We start from the raw sequence: 24,383 nt of genomic DNA on the forward strand, positions 1-24,383 counted from the left end.
GATGTTTGTACATGATTTCAGATAATAGTACACATAACCCCATTGGCAGAGAGAATGTGTACTATAATCAGTCAGTTATCATGTATCCTGTTTAAGCATTCGTTTCTCCTTTTTCTTCAGCGGGTTGCTCCGTGTTTCCTGCTGTGGTATTGGAAGCCGGAGCTTTACCACCGTTCTTCTGATAAACAGAAGGGGCTATTCCGAATTGATTCTTGAAGCATTTGCTGAAATAATAGGGATCGTTGATACCTACTTTGTAGGAAATCTCGGAAACAGTCAGGTCTTCGGTTAACAATAATTCCGCAGCTTTCTTCAAACGAATGACACGCAGGTATTCATTGGGAGAGTATCCGGTGACACCACGTACTTTCTTGTAGAATACGGTACGTCCCAATCCCATCAGGTTGGCATAGTCATCTACGGAAAATTCTGTTTCCACCATGTGTTCGTTCAGCATTTCATTCAGTTTTGCCAGGAATTTGCTGTCCTTGTTGTTCGTACAGATAGCCGCATGAACCATTCCCGGTTCGTTGGAGAATTTTTCACGCAGTTTGTCCCGCTGTTCGATCAGTTTGGAGATTCTGGCCAGTAATAAGGAGATGCTGAACGGTTTGGTGATATAAGCATCCGCGCCGGATTCGATACCTTCCAGATATTTTTCTTCCATATTGAGGGCGGTTAGCAGAATGATGGGAATGTGGCTGGTGGCAAATTCATTCTTTAATTTCTTGGTCACTTCGAATCCCGTCATACCCGGCATTAATACGTCGCAGATAATCAGATCTGCATCATAAGTTTGTGCACGTTCGAAGCCACTGATACCGTCCGCTTCTGCTACCACTTCGAAGTAATGGCCGATCTCTTCTTTCAGGAATTCGCGGACATCATTATCATCTTCAATGATTAATATTTTCCGCTTGTTCAACGGTACGGGAGGTGCTGCCTGTTCGTCCGTATTTTCGTCTGTGACAAACTCTTTATGGCGTTGTTCCTCTTCTTCAATCAATAACTGGTTAGGAACGAGGAAATCTTTTTCTTCATAAACACTGGCATCCGTTGGTAGTTCGACGGTGAAGATGGAACCGCCGTCTTCATTCTCATTATAAGAAATCGTCCCTTTATGTATATTGACCAGACCGTATGTGAGATGAAGTCCGACACCTACACTGCTGTGTGAGAAGCTGCTTTGCATAAAGCGTTTGAACAGTTCGGCACGCTTCTCTTTCGGGATGCCCAGTCCTGTGTCGATCACTTGTATGCAGAGTTGTTTCTTCTGTTCCTGTACGTCTACTTTGAATATAATCTTTCCGTTGGAAGGAGTATATTTAAAAGCGTTGGAGAGCAGGTTATAGATCACTTTATCAAGATTTCCTTTATCCACAGGCATCTTGTAAGAGTTCTGTGAAGGCTCGAAACGGAAATCCATGTTTTTGGATTCGCTGACATCCTTGAAACTAAGGAATATTTCATAGCAGAAAGCGACAACATCCGTTTCCTCCAGGGAGAGGGCGAGTTTGTTTTTCTGCATTTTCCGGAATTCCAGTAGTTGGTTGATAAGCCTCAACATTCGTTTCGTGCTCTTGTCCATGATCTTCAGGGAGTGTTGCATATCCTTGGAGTGGTTTCCCATGTTGACAATTCTTTCCAAAGCACCTTGAATCAGTGTCAACGGAGTGCGGAATTCATGAGAGATGTTGGTAAAGAATTCCAGTTTATACTCCGTCAGCTGGTTTTCTACGGCGATACGGTTACGCAGCGCATTGAAATTTCTGATAATACGGAAACTGAAGTAACCCGCTATGGCTATCAGAATGGCATAGATCAGGTAAGCCCATCCGGTTTTCCAGAAAGGAGGAGCTATGACGATTTCCATCACATTTTCTTCTCCCCAGATACCGGCGGCGTTGCAGGCTTTCACATGCAGTTCATATTTGCCCGGAGGCAGATTCCGGTAAGTGGCAAAGTTCAGGCTGGAGGGTGAACTCCATTCCGTATCGTATGGAGGAAGACTGTAAGAGTATTTGGATACCCCGTCCAGATAGTTGAAGGTAGAGAAAGAGATCGTGAGTGAACTTTGATAATATTTCAGGTTCAGTTCGTTGATGTAGGGCATCGCTTCCTGTAAAGGCGAATCCTCCACTCCCGGAAGCATGTGCGCACCGTTGATTTGAAGTCCGGTGAAGATAACGGAGGCAGGCTTGTCTAACGTCTCTATCTTGTTGGCATCCAGTACTACCAGGCCATAGTTTGTTCCGAACAATAATTTGCCGTCATTGCTGACGCAAGCGGTGTTTTCACTATATACATTTCCTAAAGTGTAGGAAGAGAAAAAGTAATTCTCTATCTGTTTGGTGGCCGGGGTGAAACGGGAGATGCCATATTCGGTTGCAATCCACATTTTATGGTCCTTATCCTGAACGATGGACTGGACGACTGCATTGGATAATCCGTCTTTTATATCATAGCAATCGAAAGTCAGGTGTTGATAGCTGTCTCCCGGGTGGCAGACTGCGAATCCGGCCCCGGAAGTACCAATCCACATATTACCTTTATCATCGTTCATCAAACAACGGATCTCGTTGCTGGGGAATGTGCCGTTGGCATGATTGTAAATCACGTAATTCTTGGGTGATGCAATCAGTGAATCCGGATGGAAGATATAAATACCGTTGTTGGTGCCTACCCACATGCGTCCGTTCTTGTCCTCTTCGATGACACGGATCCGTTTTTCGCCGTAGTTGTCTTGTAAGAAGTGCTTAAACTGGTAACCGTCGGCAGTCTTAACTGCCAAATTCAATCCTCCACCGAAAGTGCCCAGCCACATACGTCCTTTTCTATCGCGATAAATGGAGTAAACTTGGTCGTTGGATAGAGAGTTAGGGTTCCTGAGGTCATTCTTATACCATTTGTTTGCGCCGATGCGAAGGCCGATTCCTCTCATTCCCAGCCATAAGTTGCCTTCCTGATCTTCGTTCATGCTGTAAACGTTATGGGTGAAGTCTTCTTGGCGGATCACTTTGGTCAGGGCAGAGTTGTATTCGTAAAGGCTACCCATGCGGTTGGCCATGTAGATATTGCCGTTTTGAGTCTGGAAGAGCATACGGATGGTATTCGAGCGGTCGGAACTGTTTTCACCGCTGGGATGAATACGTTGTGTCCCTTTGTTCAGAATTTCCAAATGAGATAAACCCGAGAATTCAGAGCTTACCCAGATACCTCCGGAAAGGTCTTCCATTACAAATTGAAGATAGTTGGAGTTGATGTGGCTGGATTGATTGACTTCGAATGTGAAGTGTTGCAGGTTGCCCGTCGATAACTCATAAGCGTAAAGCCCGTTGCCGTAGGTCGATATCCAGAGAATGTCCCGTGAGTCGTGTACGATGCTGTAACGTTCCACATCGATGTAACCGATATGTTTGGAGGAAAGGAACTGGAAAGGCTTGATTTTGCCGGTGGTTAGGTCGACGTACCATAAATTGCCCGTATAGTTATGTACCCATACATTTTTCTTATTGTCCCTGGTGACAGCGCCATTTTTGATATTCAGTTCCGAGTAACGACTTAGTTTACCGGTCGGAATATCCAGTATATAGCTGCCGTTGACGGTAAACAATACCCATTTATCCTGCAAGAGGAAGTTGCCTGTGACGTGGCCTGTATCATCAAAGCCTTCTGCTAACGACGCAACCTTTTCCAGCTTGTCCGCGGAATAGGTATGACGGTAGATTTCATTTTTATCGGTAATGATACAAGTGTATTTATCATAAGAAATGATGTGTTCCCAGTTCTGTTGTTGCGGGTCAAGATTGTTCGTTTTACCATTCTGATACTTCAATAACCCTTTGTCCGTACCAATCCAGACTTCTCCTTTTGCACTTTCCAAAACGAATTGTACTTTATCGGAAGGCAGATTGCCTGATTTCTCTTTATACGCCTGCGATGAAAATTTGCAGTCCTGATAAACGACTCTGCGGCAACCGTTTTGATTATGCCATAACCAAATAGAGTTGTCGGAAAGGATAATGAATTTGGAATAGTTTTCCTTGTATTCCCCATTTCCGGTGAAATCCACAAAACAGCCATGACGTAAATCATAGCAACTGATAAAAGAAGAAATTGTTGAAATCCACATGAAGCCGTTCGGGTCTTCTTCCATGCTTCGGATACGGGAATCGGCTAATGAGAGTGGGTTATTTATATCCGGATAGATATTGACGAAAGAATTGCCGTCATAATAACTTAATCCGTTGAGAGTTCCCAGCCAGATAAATCCTTTACTATCCTGCATCATATAGCGGGTCGAATTATTTGCTAATCCATCTCCGGTAGTCAGTTTATTGGAGCGAATTTCCACGGAGGCCGACAGTGGATAGAGATAAAGCAATAAAAGCGATAATATAAGGAATGTATTCTTCTTCATAGTGGATTTATATGTGTTATATGCAGGCAAAGATAGTTATTTCTTTGGATTTTAAACAAATCTGCCCTTCGTATAGTAAAATACCAAGGGCAAGAGATGTGTATTTGTGGTTGGCGCTGATACTTTTAGTATAACACTTACTTGAATTGATATCCTCTGAAAGTACCTTTCATCTTTATAAGGTCCGGTCCGAAATAGAATCCCGGTTGTGTTGGCTGGTTATAGCCTACATTTTGGGTAGCGATACTGATTCTGTATATCGGTTCTTCAAGGAAGGTGTGGAATCTGTATTCGGTCGGGATAGTCGATACGTAGAGCCGGAGAGAAGCGTTGTCCTCGGAGCGTACGAGTACTTCTTCCCGCCAGTCGCCTATAATGTCACCTTGGAGACAAGGATTCGATTTCGTTCCATTGTTGAAAAGAGTTCCTGTGAATTTGACAAGCGGAACAAACTTTTTGTTTTCCCAGTCGTATTTAATAATCATGTTTCTATCCAATAGTTCGCGTAATAGGTCTCCATCCCACCAGACAGCCATATTGGTCGGCATATTTCTCATTTTAGGGGCTATGATTTCTCCTTTTACGTTTCGAATTCCTTGTGAATCTCCTGACCACATTTCCACACCCGGATGAGTCGGGTCAATGTCGGCGGCCATACAACGTCCTACATCGGTATTGCTTTTTAGCTGAAACAACACTTCTCCCGTTGCAGCATCTCTATAAGTGGAGCCGTCACGTTTGTTTTCATGGCAGTCCCACACTTGCAGACCTTTTCGTGAAGGGTCAAAATGTGTCAGGTGGATGGCGTCTCCATGTCCCATTCGGGTAGAATAAAGTCCTTTGCCGTTGTGGTCGATAGCACAGGAACCGTAAATGATTTCGTCGCATCCGTCACCATCCACATCGCCTACACGCAGATTGTGGTTTCCTTGTCCGGCGTACTGCTCACATCCGGGATGGTTGCTGTCGAATACCCAACGGTTCTTCAGTTCTTTTCCGTTCCAGTCGAAGGCAGCCAGAACAGTACGCGTGTAGTAGCCTCGGCACATGACAACACTTGGGTGTACTCCGTCAAGATAGGCTACACAAGCCAGGAAGCGGTCGCTTCGGTTACCTTTTGCGTCTCCCCAGTCGGCAACGTTGCCGCGGGCAGGGATATAGTCGATGGTATGTAAGGCTTCACCGGTGTCTCCTGAAAAAACAGTCAGGTATTCTTTGCCTTTCAGAATACGTCCTTGCTTCATTATCTGATTTCTGCTGGGATCGAAAGTTCCCTCTTCGCGATAGTCTGCATTTGCATCTCCTATCACTTTCCCTTTGCTGTCTATTGTTCCGTCGGCAGTCCGCATCACTACTTCCGCTTTGCCGTCACCATCCAGATCGTACACCATGAATTGAGTATAATGAGCTCCTGCACGTATGTTTTTACCCAAGTTGATGCGCCATAGCTGTTCTCCGTTCATTCGGTAACAATCAATATATACTTCACCTGTATAGCCTTCGTGTGAGTTGTCGTGTGAATTGCTGGGGTCCCATTTGAGGATAATTTCGTATTCGCCGTCACCGTCTACGTCACCGATGGAAGCATCATTGGGACTGTACGTGTAGGTATCACCTGCCGGACTTATTCCGTCTGCCGGTTTTTGCAGGGGAATTTCCAGATAGCCGAGAGGCGCGTTTTCCGGGAGTGTGTATGTACCGTCAATATGATGCGTCTCCTTGCCTTTTAGAACAGGACGCACTTCGTAAACAGCCGTTTTCTGACTGTTATTCTTATCACGGAACAGGGTGCTGACTGTGATGGGAGTGTCTGTCAGTTTCTTTCCGTCTCTGTACACATTGAAACCGGTCTGTATCGGATCGGAAGAAAGATACCTCCACGAAACGATTACTTCTGAAGGGTTTTCGCGAATGGCAACTACGCCGCGGTTTAGTTTCTCCCGTTGTAACTTTGAGTAGTTATAACCAGGTTGTGCTGTCATTGTTGCAACAGGCAGTAACATGAATATGCACAATAGATAAATTGCAATTCTTCTCATATTTGTTTCATCGGTTTGGACCTTATTATATTTATTCACTCGCAAAATTACTCCTTTTTTGAATGTATGAAATGGAGAAATGTACAAAGACTATATACAATTGTGCACCCTTTCAAATTAATTATCCGTATGATATAATATTCTATCTTTTGCGTACATCCGTCCATTACCTCTTTGATGATATGCGATAATTTTGCAACATGAACTAAAAGAAGTAATTATGAAGTATCTTTTATCTATTGTACTATTGGCCTTGATTGGTGTTACAACTCCGAAAAAGACAACTCCCGCTTATGATTGGGGAAGTGTGTCTGCAAAGCCGGATTTATCGTGGGCCGATCAGGTGGGGGCGCAGAGGACTCCGGAAAACACAGAATGGGATGCCGGAAAGTTCGGGTTGCGGAATGACACTTCTGTATTTAGTACTCCTGCTATCCAGGCCGCTATTGATGCTTGTCACCAACAGGGAGGAGGTACGGTAGTTGTTGCCCCGGGGTATTATAAAATAGGTGCTTTGTTTATCAAGAGTGGTGTGAATCTGCATCTTAGTAAAGGTACTACCTTGCTTGCGAGTGATAATATTCAGGACTATCCGGAATTTCCTTCCCGCATTGCCGGTATCGAGATGACATGGCCTTCGGCTGTTATCAATATAATGGATGCGGAAAATGCCGCTCTTACGGGGGAAGGCTTTATCGATTGCCGCGGAAAAGTATTCTGGGATAAATATTGGGCGATGCGGGAGGAATATGAGAAGAAGAATCTGCGCTGGATTGTGGATTATGATTGCAAGCGGGTGAGGGGAGTACTGGTTTCCAACAGCAAGCATATCACGTTGAAAGACTTTACGTTGGTGCGTACGGGATTCTGGGCTTGTCAGATTTTGTATTCGGATCATTGTTCGGTGAGCGGACTTACTATTAATAATAATGTAGGAGGTCACGGACCAAGTACGGATGGCATTGATATTGATTCATCCACCAATATTCTGGTAGAAAACTGTGATGTGGATTGCAACGATGATAATATTTGTATTAAGGCAGGGCGTGACGCGGATGGACTGCGTGTGAATCGTCCGACGGAGAATGTGGTGGTTCGTAACTGTATCGCCCGTAAAGGTGCAGGGTTACTGACTTGCGGAAGTGAGACTTCCGGTTCTATCCGTAATGTACTGGCTCATGATCTGATAGCGTATGGCACAGGAACGACATTGCGTCTGAAATCATCCATGAACCGTGGCGGAACGGTCGAGAATATCTATATGACACGTGTTGAGGCTGATAGTGTGACTCATATCCTGTCTGTCGATTTGAACTGGAATCCGAAATATAGTTATTCTGCCTTGCCGAAAGAATATGAAGGAAAAGATGTTCCTGAACACTGGACTACTATGTTGACTCCGGTAGAGCCGAAGGAAAAGGGGTATCCTCATTTTCGTAATGTGTATTTCTCTCACGTAAAAGCAGACGGAGCAAAACGTTTTATTTCCGCTTCGGGATGGAACGCAAGTCATCGCATCGAGAATTTTTATCTGTCTAACATTAATGCGGAGGTGGAATCTGTCGGAAAGATAACTTATGGAAAGAATTTCCAGTTACAGGATATTCATTTGACAGTAAAAGATAAAAGCCGATTGCGGCAAACGGATAATATAGATAGTAAGATTGAGATTAATTACAAATAATTCTCCTTACAGGCAGGAAGCTCTTGACAAAGCCTTTTTTATGTTGTATATTTGTAGGTGTGAATATCAATGGATAAAAGGTTTGATTAAAAAGAATGAAAAAGAAACTAGTACAATGTGATGACAATATATCAGGGAGTCCTTACAGTAGTTAAGCTGTGAGAGTTTCTGTATGAGCCAAAGGCTGCGAATCTTTATGGGATTTGCAGCCTTTTTTGTTGCGAAAAATCACGGTTATATCCTTAATTCGGAGATTCATCGTTTATAATAAACGATTCATCGTTTATAATAAACTTGGATACCGTTTATAATAAACTCTTCAATAGTTTATTAAGAACGTTGACGAAGATTATGAAAGAAGAGTCATCTTTTTTCTTTTTTGGTTCAAGATAAATTATGCTTTATCTTGGATATGTTATGAAAAGTAAATGATATAGACGTCGTTGTCACAAAATTCTATTTTTTGCGTACGATATTACAGCTCCTATGATATAAAAAACAGTAGCTTTGCTGCTACATAATACTTAATATACTATGAAACGTATTAGCCTTCTTCTTTTTTTTATAGGATGTTTCCTCTTTTCTCTTTCGGCTACGAATTATTTTGTGGCTACTAATGGAAGCGATTCAAACAGTGGGACGATTGATAAGCCTTTTGCCACGTTGGGCAAAGCACAATCAAAAGTGATGGCAGGAGATACTGTATATATCCGGCAAGGTACATATCGAGTGACGGAAGCAGAGATAATGGAACATTATACTGCGGGAAGTACTACTTGGAGCCGGGTATTTAAAATGTCAAAGAGTGGAACTGGACCGGACAAACGAATTTGTTACTCCGGTTATAAAAATGAGCGTCCGGTTTTTGACCTTTCGGCGGTAAAGCCAGAAAATGAACGTGTTATTGTGTTTTATGTAAGTGGCTCTTATTTGCATTTCAGAAATATAGAGGTGGTGGGAACACAAGTAACTATTGTGGGACATACCCAGTCCGAATGTTTCCGCAATGAAGGGGGAAGTGATAATATCTACGAACATCTGTCGATGCATGACGGTATGGCGATCGGTTTTTATATAGTGACGGGTAAGAACAATCTAGTGCTGAATTGCGATGCCTATAATAATTATGATCCTGTATCCGACGGCGGTAAAGGTGGAAATGTAGATGGATTCGGTGGACATCTCACTTCTCCCCAATATATGGGCAATGTATTCCGGGGGTGTCGTGCGTGGTATAACAGTGATGATGGTTTTGATTTGATTAACTGCCAAGCGGTTTTTACCATTGATAACTGTTGGTCTTTCTTGAATGGATATACGAAAGAGGGAGTAAAGGCGGGTGACGGCACCGGATTTAAGTCGGGCGGTTATGGTATGAGTGATAGTCCGAAAGCTCCAAGTGTGATTCCTATGCACATTGTTCAGTACTGCCTTGCTTATATGAATAAGAATAAGGGGTTTTATGCCAATCATCATTTAGGAGGGATAGCGTGGTATAATAATACGGGTTATCAGAACCCGTCCAATTTCTGTATGTTGAACAGGAAGACTGCATCGGAAGCGGTTGACGTGCCGGGATATGGTCATATTATAATGAATAACTTGTCACATACACCGAGGTCTTCGGGAAAACATATCATAGACGTTAATCAAGCGGAATGTGAAATAGCAAACAACTCTTTTCTTCCGGTAGACATGGCTGTGACGGATGATGATTTTGTTAGTTTGGATGCTTCCCAGCTTACCTTGCCTCGTGAGTCAGACGGAAGTCTTCCTTATGTAGAATTTTTGCGGCTGAAGACGAATAGTAAATTATATAATGCTGGAATGGGTTGTTTTCTTACCGGGGGTGGTGAAGATACTAGCTACGATTGGCTGGAAGATGCGGCAATACTTGTTGAGGGAAATGTGGCAAAGATAGTAGGCCATGGCGCAGAAGCATTTGTGTACTTCTATATTAATGGTAAGGCAGTCTCTTTCTCTGATAGACAAGTGGATTTATCGGCCTATAAGGGAGAAATTGATTTGAAAGCGACAACAGATAATGGTGGCGTAACTAAATTGAAAGTGATAAGGTAACGCAGAAATGTAGAATTATGAAACCGATTCATAAAATAAAGAGAATATGAATAGAAAAACGATATTAAACAGGCCATTGGACATATTTAGGAAAGCAATGCTTTTCCTGTTGCTTTGTATTCTTATCGCATCATGTAGCAAGGAAGATGTTATTACGGAAGAAACGGGTATAACCGGAACTCCTCATTTCACCTGGGATATTGCGGTCGAACTTGAACAGCCCAATAACTGGTGCATGACTTTGGCTACAGAAAAAGTAGCAATAACTAATCTAACAGAAGGAAAACAATATATACTCACTTGGAAAGGAGGACTTTCAACTGGGCGGAAAGCGGGCGGGGTATTAAAAACAGTTATACGCGGAGAACAAACAAAAAATACGGATTTGGATCTGTTGGAAATAAAAGAATCAGGTAATAATACTTATGAAATCTTTCTTCGTGGTGGCGGACGTAAAGGAGAGATTGTGTTTACAAAATAATAACTTTTCTCTTCAGATTGTTAGTCTCATTATAAGATTGCATTGGAAATGTTTGAGAATAAATGACTATAGATATTAGCGTTATCTTATTCTTGAATTAATATTTATTGTATCTTTGTAGAAAAGAGTACAACAAAAGAGAAATGAATATGAAAAGTCATACAAATAAAATATTAGAGTCTATTAAGCAGGCATTGACAGAGCATTTACCAAAAGGTGGAAAGGCTTTGTTGTTTGGTTCTCAAGCTCGTGGGGATGCACGGATTGATTCTGATTGGGATATTTTGATTATCTTGGATAAAGAAAAATTGGAGCCTGAAGATTATGATAAGGTAAGCTTTCCCTTAACTATGTTGGGATGGGACTTGGGAGCGCGGATTAATCCGATTATGTATACGATGAAAGAATGGGCTGCAAGTTGTATTACGCCATTTTATAAAAATGTAGAGCAGGAAGGAATTGAATTAGTATGAAATTGACAGATGAAGAACGTAATTCTTTGGTGATATTACAGCTGGAGAAAGCTAAAGTATTTCTGAAACAAGCAGTGAGATGTTTGATATGAAGTATTGGTATATTGCTTCCAATAGATATATTCAATATCGGAGGATGAAATCAGTACGATAAAAGCTCCGGCAAGAGAACTTATTGAGACTATTGAAGTTTTACTTGCCGAATCATAATTATTCTTGTAAGGATATCATCGTTAAAAGACCATTTCTTTTATCTTCTCGGCAGCATCTGCCATATATGTCGGATTAAATTCTTCCAATTCCGTACGTGGTCGAAATCCCCATGTCACTCCGCAAGCAGTTACACCGGCATTGGCTGCTGTTTGCATATCTACACCGGAATCGCCTACATAAAGAACATCTTCTTTTCGTACATTGGCAAGTTTTAATATATCAAAAACGATTGTTGGATCAGGCTTGACATTGACTCCTTCCCGTTGGCCGAAAACGGCAGTGAAATAAATTTCCGGAAAGTAGTGGGCAACCAGCTTTTCGGTAGCGGCCTGATATTTGTTGGAAGCTACGGCAATCTGAATACCTGCGGATTGCAGATAAGACAATAACGCTGAAATACCCGGATAGGGACGACTATCGTCTGCATTGTGAATATCATAATAGGGAACAAACTCGTTACGAACACGGAGTACATTTTCTTCCGTCTTTTCTCCTTCAGGCAATGCACGTTCGAAGAGTTTATTGATGCCATTGCCTACCATGAAGTTGTATCTTTCTATTTCATGAGTGGGGTATCCTAATTTGTTTAAAGCGTAATTCGTACTATGGGCAAGGTCGGCGATGGTATTTAGCAATGTTCCATCCAGATCGAATATAACTAGTTTCTTCATTGTTTTGGTTTATTGTTTATCCTATATAGACTATCTTTTAGATGCAAAGGTAGAAATAAAAAATGGATTAGATGTCTATAAAATGAAACAGTTGTGCCAAGACGTTGGCACAACTGTTAACTATGCTTGTTCAGAATAAAGCTACTTATTTTTTAGTAATACGGAACCAGTCTACATCTGCCCATCCTCCGTCGTTAGTAACGATAGCGGGGCGTGTGCAGAACATACCGACCTTAGCACCGATCCATTGTCCTTCTCTTGCCTGGAAAGGATTGCCTAGTGGATGATACTTCTTTCCGTCGAGGCTATAGCTGAAGTTGCACATCACAATGAGGTCATGTCCGCCTTCGCTACCCTTGATTTTCTTGCCATCACAACTGAAACGAACTTTCAGGTAAACTGTATTTTGAGAAAGATCAACAGAAGCATTTGCCTGTTCCGGTTTTCCTTTATCCGCTCTTTTACATTCAACTTGAGATAAGATCAAACCTTTATCTGTATTTTCCAGAATGATTCCGGCATAATCTCTGCCCATAACAACAAGTCCGGTGCGTTCACCTTTAAGTTTAGGATTAGGGCTGAACGTAAGTTTCATTGTTGCGGTGAAATTATCAGAAGGAGTTTTCTGCAAGAGCAGGTTGGCTACATCCCACAAATTCTTATATTCTTTTAAAACCGGATAAGAATATAACCTCACATAACTCTTGTCGCCTGCGTAATAGGCCCATTTCTCATTGATGTTAGCATGCCATTGCCATTGTGGAGAAAGTGTATATCCGTCGAACTCGTCACTTTCCTGCGGAGTGCAGATAGGATATGTCTGACCTACATTCGGCTTTTTGTAAGTCAAGACAGGTTCGCCACAGCCGTCGCCGTCTTTATCGATACCGATCACAGGCCAGTCGTTCACCCACTTCATCGGTTGGAGATGCATGATACGTCCGTAAGCGCCGACATCCTGAAAGTGGAGGAACCAGTCTTCTCCGGTAGGAGTATCCACCCATGCACCCTGGTGAGGACCGTTGATCGGAGAGTTACCTTGCGCGAGTACTGTTTTCCATTCGTAAGGACCGTAGATGTTTTTAGAACGTAGTACGACCTGCCAGCCTGTCGGTACACCACCTGCCGGATGGAAGATATAATAATAGTCGTTTCTCTTATACATTTTAGGACCTTCGCAAGTTTGATGTGCTTCGTGACCGTCGAAGATAATACGAGAAGGAGTGATCGCTGTATTTGCTTCCGCATTCAGTTCGCAGATAGTGATTACACTTTTCAGTCCGGCACGGCTTCCTGCGTATGCGTGTACCATATATACTTTCCCGTCTTCATCCCAAAACGGACAAGTGTCAATGATGCCTTTTCCCGCTTTCACCAAGACCGGTTCGCTCCACGGACCTTTCGGATCTTTGGCTTTCACCATAAAAGCTCCCTGATCGGGATCTCCCCAAAAGATATAGAACTCACCGTTGTGGTGACGGATAGCCGGAGCCCAGACACGATTACCGTGTTCCGGCCGTTCCGGAGTTTCGATAGGAGGGAGGGCATTGGGAACTGCAGCACCGATGATTGTCCAGTTGACTAAATCTTTGGAATGAAGGATTTGCAATCCCGGCAAGCAGTTGAAACTGGATGAAGTCATATAGAAATCATCCCCTACGCGACAAGCGTCCGGATCGGAGTAGTCGGCATAAAGTACCGGATTTTTGTATTTACCGTTTCCGAGGTCGGAAACCCATACTTCAGATACATAGTTCTTCTGTGCTACTGCGGTGAAAACCGTTAATAAGCAAAAGGCTAAAGTCTGTGTCAATCGTTTCATGTTATAGATAGATTATTTATAGATATGATTCGTTGGTTTTATCTGATGGCAAAGGTAAATAAAAAGACTCTGCACAAGGAGGAATATTTGTGCAGAGTCATAGAAAAATTGGTAGAAACCTCGTAATTTTTGTTTAGTTGTATTTGTTTCTACCCTATTTATTGGTGCGGTTATCTTTTATTTTCACTGTCACCGGATGAGCCAGCTCTTCTTTCCATTCGCGGAGATGAGCAAACCATGCTTCCGGTGTCTTATATCCGAATGTCTCTTTCATCGAAGTGAAAGTGGTGTGATACTGGAAATATTTATTTCCCGGAGCGGTAATGGTATAAAGGAAATTGGCTTTATCCTTTTCTTCCGATTTCACATAACGTTGAGGGATACAAGTGCCCAGTCCTACAGTTTCTTTGGCATATTTCACGGTGTCGTTGACCGGCCAGTCTGTTCCCCAACTTCCTACGAGCCCTTTATGATCGGAGAAAGACTTGGAAGTACCTACGATGTCTTGCACACCTGTGCAGAAAACTTCTTTATTGAGTGGTTCGTCAAAGAATGTTTCGATATGAAGATCGCGATGTCCGGCATAAAGCGTGTAGCGTGTCATCATATCCAGTTCCTGATCCTGATATTTCCATCCGGTCACTTCAATTTCTGCAATCACCCGCACCGGTCCATAAGAGATGATACGTTCTGTGCGAGTGTCCACTGGAGTGATATGCGTTGCTTTTTGTCCGTCCCAACCTTTCAATGCGCCCGGTCCGCAGCTGTCGAACACACGAAGTACGTCATCTCCGAATCCTTTAGCTAACTGTTCATCCGTCGGGTAGAACTGCGATTCTTTGATCTCCAGTCCTTTGTTGAACTTGCCGTAAATATCCGGTGTCTGTTTCTCATTGAAATAAAGACGATAGCCCACCAGCTCCGATTCCAGAACCGGACCGTGCGGACGTACCATGCTGTATATATTGCTGGTGCCGGGAACGGTGATAGCCTGTACCCGTTGATGTTTGCCTTTCCGGTGGTCTACTATAAACATATCGGCATAAACCCGTTCCGGATAAGTCTTTGCACTTTTCTCGGAAGAGAGTGTAACCTGGAATATTTTTCTACCGTGAGCAGGGAGGTCGGTCACAAAGACCAGTTCGTCCATCTTGCGGTCTCTGTTCAAATCGTCCAGCTGCGAAGGTATTTCCTTTGTTCCTTCCATGACAACAGCGGATTTAACTTTGAAGCCGGCGTGCAACTCATGCAGGTTGATAACAACCGGAGCATCTGCTTTGGCCTGATTCCAGTTGTTTTGTACTTCAATTGTGATGGTTTTCTCCTGTTTCTGCGCCTGGGCAGACAGACTGAAAACTCCTAAAAGGAAAGTAAAAATAAAAAGATTCTTCTTCATGATTTTCTAAGGCTGAAATTATACGTCGTATTTCTCCTTGCAAAAGTAACAGAAAAAATAGCAGACTGTCTATCTTTTGAAAAGATTATAGTCTGCTATTTGAGCTTTTTACTCTATATAATGATATTGTGGTTTTCTTTTTGCAGTGAACTTTATTTGAGGCTTAAAATTTCTTCTTTCGCTCCCAATTCTTCATAAACCTTTCCGTCTACGGTCAGATTCTTAGCATTTTTGACGTTTAATATATTGTTACCTTTGGATGATTCTACATATACATTTTCCAAAGTAACTCCGTCAACCTGGCTGATAACAACTCCGTCCGTAGCTTCTGTCATCACGACATTCTTAACGGTAATATTGCTGATCGGCATTTCCGGCAAACCATTGAAGAACATGGCACGTCCCGAACCTCTACAAACAATATTAGAGATATGAATATTGCGGAAAGCGGGTGTTTCTTCTGTTACCGGAGGAATACTTGTTTTCATGCGGTTCAGCAAATCCTCTTCCGATTCTTCGCCGGCACCTTTTCCACCGTAGAACAGGTCGAACAACAACGGTTCGTTCGGAATATTAATCATGTTGATATTATTAATGTAGATGTTTTCTACCACACCGCCACGTCCGCGAGTGCTCTTGAAGCGCAAACCTACGTCTGTGCCCATAAATGTGCAGTCTTCTACATAGATGTTCTTCACGCCACCCGACATTTCACTACCTACTACGAATCCACCGTGTCCGTGCAGTACCGTATTATTTTTAACGATAACGTTCTGGCAAGGTTCACCGCGACGGCGGCCGTCTTCATCTTTACCGGATTTGATACAGATAGCATCATCTCCCGCATCGAATACACTATTAATAATGAGCGCGTTCTTGCAAGATTCCAGGTCGATGGCGTCACCATTCTGGGAATACCACGGATTGATGACCATGATATTATTTACTGTGAAATCTTCGCAGGACAAGGGGTGCAGACACCAGCTTGGTGAGTTTTTGAAAGTAACACCTTCCAACAGTACTTTCTTGCTTTTGACGATGCTTAACAACACCGGGCGCAACCACGGACGGATTTCAGCCCATTCTTCGTCTGTATTGATACCTTCGGGTACATTGAAATCTTTACAAGCCATTGCACCTTTCAGTGAACCGGCCGTGGGGTACCATATCTCTTGTTTTTCATCAAGAACACCTCCCGAGCTTACTAGTTTTTTCCATTGTGAAGCAGTCAGTTTGCCTTTTTTTACCGGACGCCAGCAGTCGCCGTTTCCGTCAAATGTGCCGTATCCTGTGATAGCGATGTTCTCTGCATTGCGTGCGGAAATAGGCGATTGGCAACGACGGGTTTCCAATCCTTCAAAAGAAGTGGCAATGATAGGATATGCCTCAAAATCACCGGTGAAGAGCACCAATGCATTCTGTTCCGTATATAAATTCACGTTGCTCAACAGTTCGATAGGCCCTGTCAACCAGATACCTTCCGGGATAATCACTTTACCCCCTCCGCGTTGATTTACCTCTTTAATAGCATCGTTGATTGCTTTGGTATTCAGATACAGACCATCGCCTTTGGCTCCGAATTTCTCAATGTTTACCTCGTAAGCAGGAAAAACCGGTTGCTGTACTTTGGGCATTTCAAAAGGTAGATTCTGGTAGAGAGCGTCACTGATGGAGCTTTCTTTTACGGCAGTCTCGCTTTGTTTACATCCTGATGAGATAAACGGTAAACAGCATAGGGCCATCCAGAAGAGTCTTTTTGTCAATGTGTTCATTTAGTAACTTATTTCTATAGGGTTATACATCTATTGTTTTTCTTGGTAGTTGGGTGATGATTAATGAGGGTGATTTCATAATCCTTATGTCCTTCCGCAGGCGATCTGTCGCAGGCAGCCTGCAGGAGAGGAATAAGACAAATTCATGTTAACCTAATTCTAACCTTAAATAAATATTATGAAAAAACCTCTTAATTATCGATTGCAAAGATAGGTGGCAAACCCCAAGAGGATGTGGACTAATTGATAGAATACGTGTATTTTTTGTCATTTCTGTCTATTATTTGCACACTTCTCGTGTTTTTATGCAGAAAGTTCCTATCTTTGCACAAAATTTAACTATTAAAAGATATGAGTTATAACTTGTTGAAAGGAAAAAGAGGTATTATCTTCGGTGCTTTGAACGATCAGTCTATTGCCTGGAAAGTAGCAGAGCGTGCCGTAGAAGAAGGTGCAACTATTACATTATCAAATACTCCGATGGCTATCCGTATGGGAGAAGTCGACGCTTTGGCCCAGAAATTAAATTGCCAGGTTATTCCGGCAGATGCCACCAGCGTAGAAGATTTGCAAAATGTATTCAAGACCTCCATGGATATACTGGGTGGACAAATTGATTTTGTACTCCACTCTATCGGTATGTCTCCCAACGTGCGCAAAAAACGTACTTACGATGACCTTGACTATGGAATGTTGGATAAGACATTGGATATTTCAGCTGTTTCATTCCATAAAATGATTCAGTCGGCCAAGAAATTGAACGCTATTGCAGATTACGGTTCTATCGTTGCTTTGAGCTACGTGGCTGCGCAGCGTACTTTCTACGGCTACAATGATATGGCAGATGCAAAGGCATTGCTGGAATCTATTGCACGTAGCTTTGGTTACATCTACGGACGCGAACATAGCGTACGTGTGAACACTATCTCGCAGTCTCCTACATTTACTACTGCCGGTTCGGGCGTGAAGGGTATGGATAAACTGTTTGATTTCTCCAACCGTATGTCTCCTCTCGGAAATGCTACGGCTGACGAATGTGCCGATTATTGTATCGTGATGTTCTCCGATCTTACCCGTAAGGTAACTATGCAGAACTTATTCCATGACGGTGGATTCTCCAGTGTAGGTATGAGTCTTCGTGCCATGGCTACTTACGAGAAAGGACTCGATGAGTATATGGACGAAAATGGTAACATCATTTACGGATAAAAGATTATGAAACTACGGATCTCTCTTCTTATTATTTTAATTAGTATGCTTTTCGCCTCCTGCGGGATAAGCACGGGAAAGGGTACGGAGCAGAAGGAAGAGGAGATTTCTGTTCTAAGATATGATAAGCTGTTGAGCGAATACGTTCGCTCCAACAGCTTTTCTGCTATGCAGAAGTTGACGATGGACTATCGTATGCCGACGAAAATCCTGATTGAGGATGTATTGTCTATCGGTACGGTGAAAGATGATACCATTTCGCAACGTTTGCAGAAATTCTATTCGGATACGACTTTAGTCCGTTTGCTTAGCGACGTAGAAGCAAAGTACCCTAATCTGGATGAGGTGGAAAAAGGACTTAACAAAGGATTCCGGAAACTGAAGAAGGAAGTGCCTGATACAAAAGTGCCGTTTATCTATTCGCAAGTGTCTGCCTTCAACGAATCTATTATTTTGGTGGATTCTTTATTAGGGATCAGTCTTGATAAATATATGGGGGAAGATTATCCTCTTTATAAGCGTTTTTATTACGATTATCAATGTCGCTCAATGCGTCCGGAACGGATTGTGCCGGATTGTTTTGCTTTTTATCTTTTGAGCCGTTACGGAATGAACTATCATGAGGGTACTTGTTTGATTGACTTGATGATGCACTCCGGAAAAATCAATTACGTCGTGCAGAACTTATTAGGATATAGTGATATCGGCGAAGCGATGGGATATTCCAAGGAGGAAAACGACTGGTGTAAGGAGAATGAAAGGGAGATATGGAATTATATCTGTACCAACGATCATCTGCATGCACGAGACCCGATGGTGATCCGCTATTATATGAAGCCTGCTCCTGCTGTCGATATGTTGGGTGCTCAAGCTCCGGCATTAATCGGAACATGGATGGGTGCAAGAATCATCGCTTCTTATATGAAAAAGCATAAGGACATGAAACTGAAAGATCTCTTGGAATTTACTGATTATCATGTGATGTTAAGTGAATCCAACTATCTGGCTTCCTAAACTGTTGCATTTTCAATTCTTAATTAGCTTCGCTCAAAACCTTATTTGATTTTTAATATTAAAGTATAGTCTCTTAATTCTCAATTTAAAAAGTGGAAACTGCCCTCTATTTGTTGCCCGTGACGTTAGGTGATACGTCTATTGAAAAGGTTTTGCCTTCTTATAATAAGGAGATCATTTCTGGTATCCGGTATTTTATAGTCGAAGATGTTCGTTCTGCCCGGCGTTTCCTGAAAAAGGTGGACCGGGAGATTGATATTGATGCATTGACATTTTACCCGTTGAACAAGCATACTTCTCCTAATGATATTTCCGGTTATCTGCAACCTTTGGTGGGTGGAGCTTCAATGGGGGTTATCTCCGAAGCAGGTTGTCCGGCAGTAGCTGACCCGGGAGCGGATGTGGTTGCTATCGCACAACGTAAAAAGCTGAAAGTGGTTCCTTTGGTCGGACCTTCTTCCATTATCCTTTCCGTGATGGCTTCCGGCTTTAACGGGCAGAGTTTTGCGTTTCACGGTTATTTGCCGATTGAACCGGGAGAACGTGCCAAGAAACTAAAAGCATTGGAGCAGCGTGTGTATGCTGAAAATCAAACGCAACTTTTCATTGAGACGCCTTACCGAAATCATAAGATGGTAGAAGATATTTTGTTGAATTGCCGTCCTCAAACAAAGCTCTGTATCGCTGCCAATATTACTTGTGAAGGAGAATATATACAGACGCGTACAGTGAAGGACTGGAAAGGACACGTGCCCGATTTGTCTAAGATTCCCTGTATTTTTCTCTTATATAAATAACGCCTTTCAGGTGTTCATATTCATCTTCGAAGCAACTGCTGAAGAAGCCTTTTCCTAAGTTCTCCTCTATCTGTTTGAAACTCCACAGCTTACTGTTTTTAAAGCGGGGGGTACAAAGGATGGAATCGTCTTTGATATCGACAATGAATAGATAGATAAGACGGTTGGTCACTTCATTCTCGAAGTGATAAACGATGTTGAATTCAGGTTTGATACCTTTTTCATGAGGAAAAGCATTGTTGATTAAACGAGTGGCGCCTGCTTCCAGAGATTCTCCGTAGCGAAGATAACATTCCATGGGAATATCTACTTTCCCTCTATCCAGAATGGCTGTTGATGGCCTGTCGCAAAGGAATAACATTCCGTGAGTGGATATGGCAATTCTTATCACCGGATTGATGTATGCGTTTTTGTAATTAACAGCTTCTATTGCAGGTGTTTTCCCGATCACGTCTCCTTTAGTATTCACAATAGGAACATATTCCGTGTGTGACATTAAATGATTGAAGAAACGGATGGCGATCTGATTGAACAGGATACTCATCAGAAAGACAGTAGGAGGTAACACTTTATAGAGTACAAACAGACTTGTCTTACTTAGTGGGTTTTGGAAAATGACAGTGATGCTGATTATAATAAAATGCAGTATTCCGAAAATCAAGGCAATGCGGGCAGATACAACGGCTGCCTCTGCTCCCTGCGCATATAAACGTTTGTTGCAAGAACCTATCTGTTTTAAGAAGTGGTTGATAAACCTTTTCTTATGCATATAAAGACTTAGCATCGGAATGAGAATACTGACTTCCAACGTAAGTGGAAGCGCACCGGGGGGAACATAATCACCAGGAATGAGAGCTGCTACGGATAATAGTGCTAACACTCCGGTCGCTATATAGAGGATAAAATTAGGAATCAACAATCCTTTACGTCGATAAGAAAGGTATATACCTATAATACCTATGCCTGTACCGATGTAAATAGCCGTGTCTTGCGTTATAAGTTCACACAATAAAATGGAAATAATAACGGGGATAAAACCCAGCGACATGTTAAATGCGGAAGAAAGTATTCCTTTATGAGCCATCTCTATATTTATGTTTATTTGTCGGTTCTATCTATAAAACAAATAGGGTATGTGTTTTGTTTACTAACGAATATGTTTCTCTGCATGGTAGGAGGAACGAACAAGGGGAGCGCTTTCTACGATGTTGAATCCTTTCTCTAAACCTACAGTTTTATATTCAGCAAATTGCTGCGGAGTGATGTATGCTGCAACGGGATAATGCCGGTGACTCGGTTGAAGGTATTGGCCTATGGTAAGAATCTGGCAACCGGTTGCTAACAGATCATCCATCAATGTTTCGACTTCCTCCGGGGTTTCACCCAGTCCGACCATAATGCCGCTTTTAGACTTAACTCCCTTCTCGGAAATGTGTCTGATAACTTGCAGACTTGTATCATAATTTGCCGCACTGCGCACTAGCGGACTAATGCGGCGTACGGTTTCCATATTGTGTGAAATAATGTCGGGACGGGCTTCGATTACCAAATCTAACAACTCCATCCTGCCTTGAAAATCAGGAATGAGCACTTCGATTGTTGTTTGTGGATTCAGCCGTTTTATTTCCTGGATGGTACGTGCCCAATGTGTTGCTCCCAAATCCGGCAGATCATCTCTGTCTACGGAAGTGATGACAGCATGATCCAGTTTCATCAGTGCGATGGATTCTGCGACATGGGTAGGTTCGTTTATGTCTAGCGGGTGCGGGCGGCCGGTTTGTGTGTTGCAGAATTTGCAACTGCGCGTACAAATGTCACCACCGATCATAAAGGTGGCAGTTCCTTTTCCCCAGCATTCCCCCATATTAGGGCAACGCCCACTGCTGCATATAGTATGCAAGCAGTGGGAGTCGACAATCCGTTTGGTTTCGGTGTATCGTTCGTTGGCACCGATATTAATTTTCAGCCATTCGGGCTTACGTACTCTGTCCGTCATTATAAGTTGTTCAAGAAAAAGTTGGTCAACCGTGTGTATAGGTGTTGGCGGGTATTGCCACCGTATATTCCGTGATTGCGGTTCGTGTACACTTGCATATCAAATTGTTTTCCAAGTTGAACCAATTGTTCGGCATATTCTGCACAGTTTTGGAAGTGCACATTGTCATCTGCCATGCCATGCACCAACAACAAGTTTCCATGCAGTTTGTCAGCACGGGTGAAGGCTGATGATTCCTTATATCCTTCCGCGTTCTCTTTCGGAGTACGCATGAAACGTTCAGTATAAATCGTATCATAGAAACGCCAGTCGGTGGGTGCAGCTACTGCTACTCCTGCTTTGAATACGGGAGTTCCTTCGCTCATACTCATGAGAGTCATGTATCCGCCGTAGCTCCAGCCCCAGATACCGATGCGATCTTTATCCACGTATGGCTGTTTGCCGAGATACAAGGCAGTCTCTACCTGATCTTTGGCTTCTTTGACTCCGATTTTCAGATAAGTGCATTTCTCGAAAGCTTCTCCACGACCTCCTGTGCCGCGACCGTCCACGCATACCACGATATAACCGAGGCTTGCCATGTATGTTTCCCAACTGATTCCCCAGGTATCCAATACTTGTTGAGAGCCCGGACCGCTATATTGATACATCAGTACCGGATATTTTTTAGATGCGGAAAAATTAACCGGTTTCATCATCCAGCCGTTCAACTTCACGCCATCTGTGGTTTGGAAAGTGAAGAACTCTTTTTGTGGCACAGCATATCTGGACAATGTTTGTTTCAATCCGTCATTGGTAATAAGCGTTTTGAGTGTTTTGCCCGAATTATCATTCAGTGTAACCAGCATCGGAGTATTCAAGTTGGAGAACTTGTTCATGTAATACTTCATTGATTTACTGAAGAGCGGTGTATTGGTTCCTACCTGTTGGGATAGTTTGAGCTTCTTGCCTTTCTTGTCTATTTTATAGACAGCTTTGCGCAGAGGGCTTTCTTCATTGCTGGTGTAATAGAAAGAACCGTCTTCTTCATCATATCCCAGAAAATCTTTCACCTCAAACTTACCGTTAGTAACTTTTTTAATCAGATTACCTCCCATGCTATACCAATAGAGGTGACTGTAACCGTCACGTTCGCTAAGTAGGCTGAAATATTCCGGATAGAACTGGATATTATCGAAAATATTCTCCTTGATATAATAAGGAGACTCATCACGAAGTATAAGTTTGCAAAGTGTGGAACGAGGATCGGCAAAGTAAAGATCAAAACGGTCTTGATGGCGGTTCAATGTCATGATAGCCAGTTTATTGGCATCCTTTGTGAAACGGATACGCGGAATATATCCGTCTGCATCCAATGGGAGTTTCATTGTACGGGTGACATGTGATTTGATGTCATACGTGCGTACCTCTACTTTCGAATTCGGATATCCGGCTTTTGGATACTTATATGTATATTCGCCCGGATAATCTTTTAAAGCATCAATGCGGGGTGCTTGTCCGGCAAATACCGGGAAAGAGTAGGAGGGAACTTCCGACTCGTCGAAACGGATAAAAGCAATCAGCGTATTGTCGGCGCTGAATTCCAAAGCACGGTCGAAGCCGAACTCTTCTTCATACACCCAGTCAGGAATACCGTTGATTACCGAATTCTGTTTGCCATCTTCTGTGACCTGGCTTTCGCTGTTGCCGTAAAGCAACTTAACAAGAAATATGTTATTGTTGCGTACAAATGCAATCATGGTACCGTCCGGAGAAAAGACGGGGACCTGTTGAGGTCCACCGTCAGACAGCCGTTCAATAATGTTGTTTGTCGTAACGCCCTTATCATTTCGTTTCAAAGGGTAAATGTAATGTACAGCTGTGTATGAATGCCTATAAATAGGTGTTGTTTTAGTAGCAATCAGCAATTTCTGACCGTCGGGCGAGAATTGGTAACTGTCGAAGTTCTTGAAGTCACATTCGCGTGTGGTATTTACATCGAAAATCACTTCTACTTTCTCACCTGTCTTGAAAGAGTATTTAATGATTTGCGTGCCGTCAGCGTTCATCTGTGTGTAGTGTTCACCATCAGGCATAGGGATTACTCCCTGAATATTTTCCGGGCGGAAACGTCCGGAAGTAATATCTTTTAAATCGAGTGCCTTTTGTCCTTGTGCCATTCCGGTCAGACAGAGAAGGCAGAGTAATAAAGTGATGCTGATCTTTTTCATCTGCGTTTATAATCGGTTTTGGTTTTAATTCGTACTTGCAAAAGTAACAATAAACTTAGATTCAACAAAGCCTGACCGATTTTTATATAGATTTGATAAGGATTATT

At 42.7% G+C, this 24,383-nt stretch carries 16 protein-coding genes; 7 read left to right on the plus strand and 9 right to left on the minus strand.

Translation table 11 applies throughout. The features are described 5' to 3' along the window. Positions 1 to 91: 91 nt before the first annotated feature. Together KTR06_RS00130 and KTR06_RS00135 are read right to left on the minus strand one after the other, a co-directional pair. Positions 92 to 4,420, minus strand: coding sequence for a two-component regulator propeller domain-containing protein (locus KTR06_RS00130; protein ID WP_217289829.1), 4,329 nt, complete (start codon positions 4,418 to 4,420; stop codon positions 92 to 94). Positions 4,421 to 4,557: 137 nt separating this feature from the next. Then, on the minus strand, positions 4,558 to 6,459 hold the full coding sequence (locus tag KTR06_RS00135) for a rhamnogalacturonan lyase (protein WP_217289830.1): 1,902 nt from the start codon (positions 6,457 to 6,459) through the stop codon (positions 4,558 to 4,560). 220 nt (positions 6,460 to 6,679) lie between these two features. Here KTR06_RS00135 and KTR06_RS00140 point away from each other — a divergent pair, with 220 nt between their 5' ends. The 4 genes from KTR06_RS00140 to KTR06_RS00155 all read left to right on the plus strand — a co-directional run bounded on the left by KTR06_RS00140 (position 6,680) and on the right by KTR06_RS00155 (position 11,176). Continuing rightward, entirely contained in the window at positions 6,680 to 8,143 is a 1,464-nt protein-coding gene (locus KTR06_RS00140; protein WP_007751024.1) for a glycoside hydrolase family 28 protein, read from the plus strand. A gap of 534 nt (positions 8,144 to 8,677) precedes the next feature. Beyond that, on the plus strand, positions 8,678 to 10,222 hold the full coding sequence (locus tag KTR06_RS00145; protein ID WP_217289831.1) for a rhamnogalacturonan lyase domain-containing protein: 1,545 nt from the start codon (positions 8,678 to 8,680) through the stop codon (positions 10,220 to 10,222). A 46-nt stretch (positions 10,223 to 10,268) separates the two neighbouring features. Further along, positions 10,269 to 10,703 (plus strand): hypothetical protein, encoded by a 435-nt coding sequence (locus KTR06_RS00150; RefSeq protein ID WP_217289832.1) that lies wholly within the window; start codon positions 10,269 to 10,271, stop codon positions 10,701 to 10,703. Positions 10,704 to 10,852: 149 nt separating this feature from the next. Continuing rightward, positions 10,853 to 11,176, plus strand: a complete 324-nt coding sequence (locus tag KTR06_RS00155; protein ID WP_004301671.1) for a nucleotidyltransferase domain-containing protein — start codon at positions 10,853 to 10,855, stop codon at positions 11,174 to 11,176. Between the two features lie 233 nt (positions 11,177 to 11,409). Here KTR06_RS00155 and KTR06_RS00160 read toward each other — a convergent pair whose 3' ends face one another. The 4 genes from KTR06_RS00160 to KTR06_RS00175 all read right to left on the minus strand — a co-directional run bounded on the left by KTR06_RS00160 (position 11,410) and on the right by KTR06_RS00175 (position 17,050). Further along, entirely contained in the window at positions 11,410 to 12,060 is a 651-nt protein-coding gene (locus tag KTR06_RS00160) for an HAD family hydrolase (protein ID WP_217289833.1), read from the minus strand. Between the two features lie 145 nt (positions 12,061 to 12,205). Next, positions 12,206 to 13,882, minus strand: coding sequence for a glycoside hydrolase 43 family protein (locus KTR06_RS00165; protein ID WP_074706704.1), 1,677 nt, complete (start codon positions 13,880 to 13,882; stop codon positions 12,206 to 12,208). A 154-nt stretch (positions 13,883 to 14,036) separates the two neighbouring features. Then, positions 14,037 to 15,278, minus strand: coding sequence for a DUF4861 domain-containing protein (locus tag KTR06_RS00170; protein ID WP_074706702.1), 1,242 nt, complete (start codon positions 15,276 to 15,278; stop codon positions 14,037 to 14,039). Between the two features lie 152 nt (positions 15,279 to 15,430). Further along, the gene (locus KTR06_RS00175; RefSeq protein WP_009040136.1) at positions 15,431 to 17,050 is read right to left on the minus strand and encodes a glycoside hydrolase family 28 protein; all 1,620 of its coding nucleotides are present in this window, start codon (positions 17,048 to 17,050) and stop codon (positions 15,431 to 15,433) included. A gap of 351 nt (positions 17,051 to 17,401) precedes the next feature. Between KTR06_RS00175 and KTR06_RS00180 the strand changes: the two genes are divergently transcribed. From KTR06_RS00180 to KTR06_RS00190, 3 genes are all read left to right on the plus strand, one after another. Next, positions 17,402 to 18,259: an enoyl-ACP reductase gene (locus tag KTR06_RS00180; protein WP_004301687.1), complete on the plus strand. Its 858-nt coding sequence runs from the start codon at positions 17,402 to 17,404 to the stop codon at positions 18,257 to 18,259. Between the two features lie 6 nt (positions 18,260 to 18,265). Then, on the plus strand, positions 18,266 to 19,273 hold the full coding sequence (locus KTR06_RS00185; protein ID WP_118161163.1) for a gliding motility lipoprotein GldB: 1,008 nt from the start codon (positions 18,266 to 18,268) through the stop codon (positions 19,271 to 19,273). 92 nt (positions 19,274 to 19,365) lie between these two features. Beyond that, the gene (locus KTR06_RS00190; protein ID WP_022199275.1) at positions 19,366 to 20,070 is read left to right on the plus strand and encodes an SAM-dependent methyltransferase; all 705 of its coding nucleotides are present in this window, start codon (positions 19,366 to 19,368) and stop codon (positions 20,068 to 20,070) included. Here the strand turns inward: KTR06_RS00190 and KTR06_RS00195 are convergent. The 3 genes from KTR06_RS00195 to KTR06_RS00205 all read right to left on the minus strand — a co-directional run bounded on the left by KTR06_RS00195 (position 20,036) and on the right by KTR06_RS00205 (position 24,276). Next, complete coding sequence (locus tag KTR06_RS00195) at positions 20,036 to 21,154, minus strand: hypothetical protein (RefSeq protein WP_049701970.1); 1,119 nt, start codon at positions 21,152 to 21,154, stop codon at positions 20,036 to 20,038. The genes KTR06_RS00190 and KTR06_RS00195 overlap by 35 nt on opposite strands. A gap of 63 nt (positions 21,155 to 21,217) precedes the next feature. Next, positions 21,218 to 22,066 carry a lipoyl synthase gene (lipA, locus tag KTR06_RS00200; RefSeq protein ID WP_087318796.1) on the minus strand — a complete coding sequence of 283 codons (849 nt, stop codon included), beginning with the start codon at positions 22,064 to 22,066 and terminating at the stop codon, positions 21,218 to 21,220. After that, the gene (locus KTR06_RS00205; RefSeq protein ID WP_004315690.1) at positions 22,066 to 24,276 is read right to left on the minus strand and encodes a S9 family peptidase; all 2,211 of its coding nucleotides are present in this window, start codon (positions 24,274 to 24,276) and stop codon (positions 22,066 to 22,068) included. Before KTR06_RS00205 ends, lipA begins: the two co-directional genes overlap by 1 nt. Positions 24,277 to 24,383 lie beyond the last annotated feature (107 nt).

The sequence above is a fragment of the Bacteroides sp. MSK.20.12 genome (assembly GCF_019052435.1).
Classification (GTDB): domain Bacteria; phylum Bacteroidota; class Bacteroidia; order Bacteroidales; family Bacteroidaceae; genus Bacteroides; species Bacteroides xylanisolvens.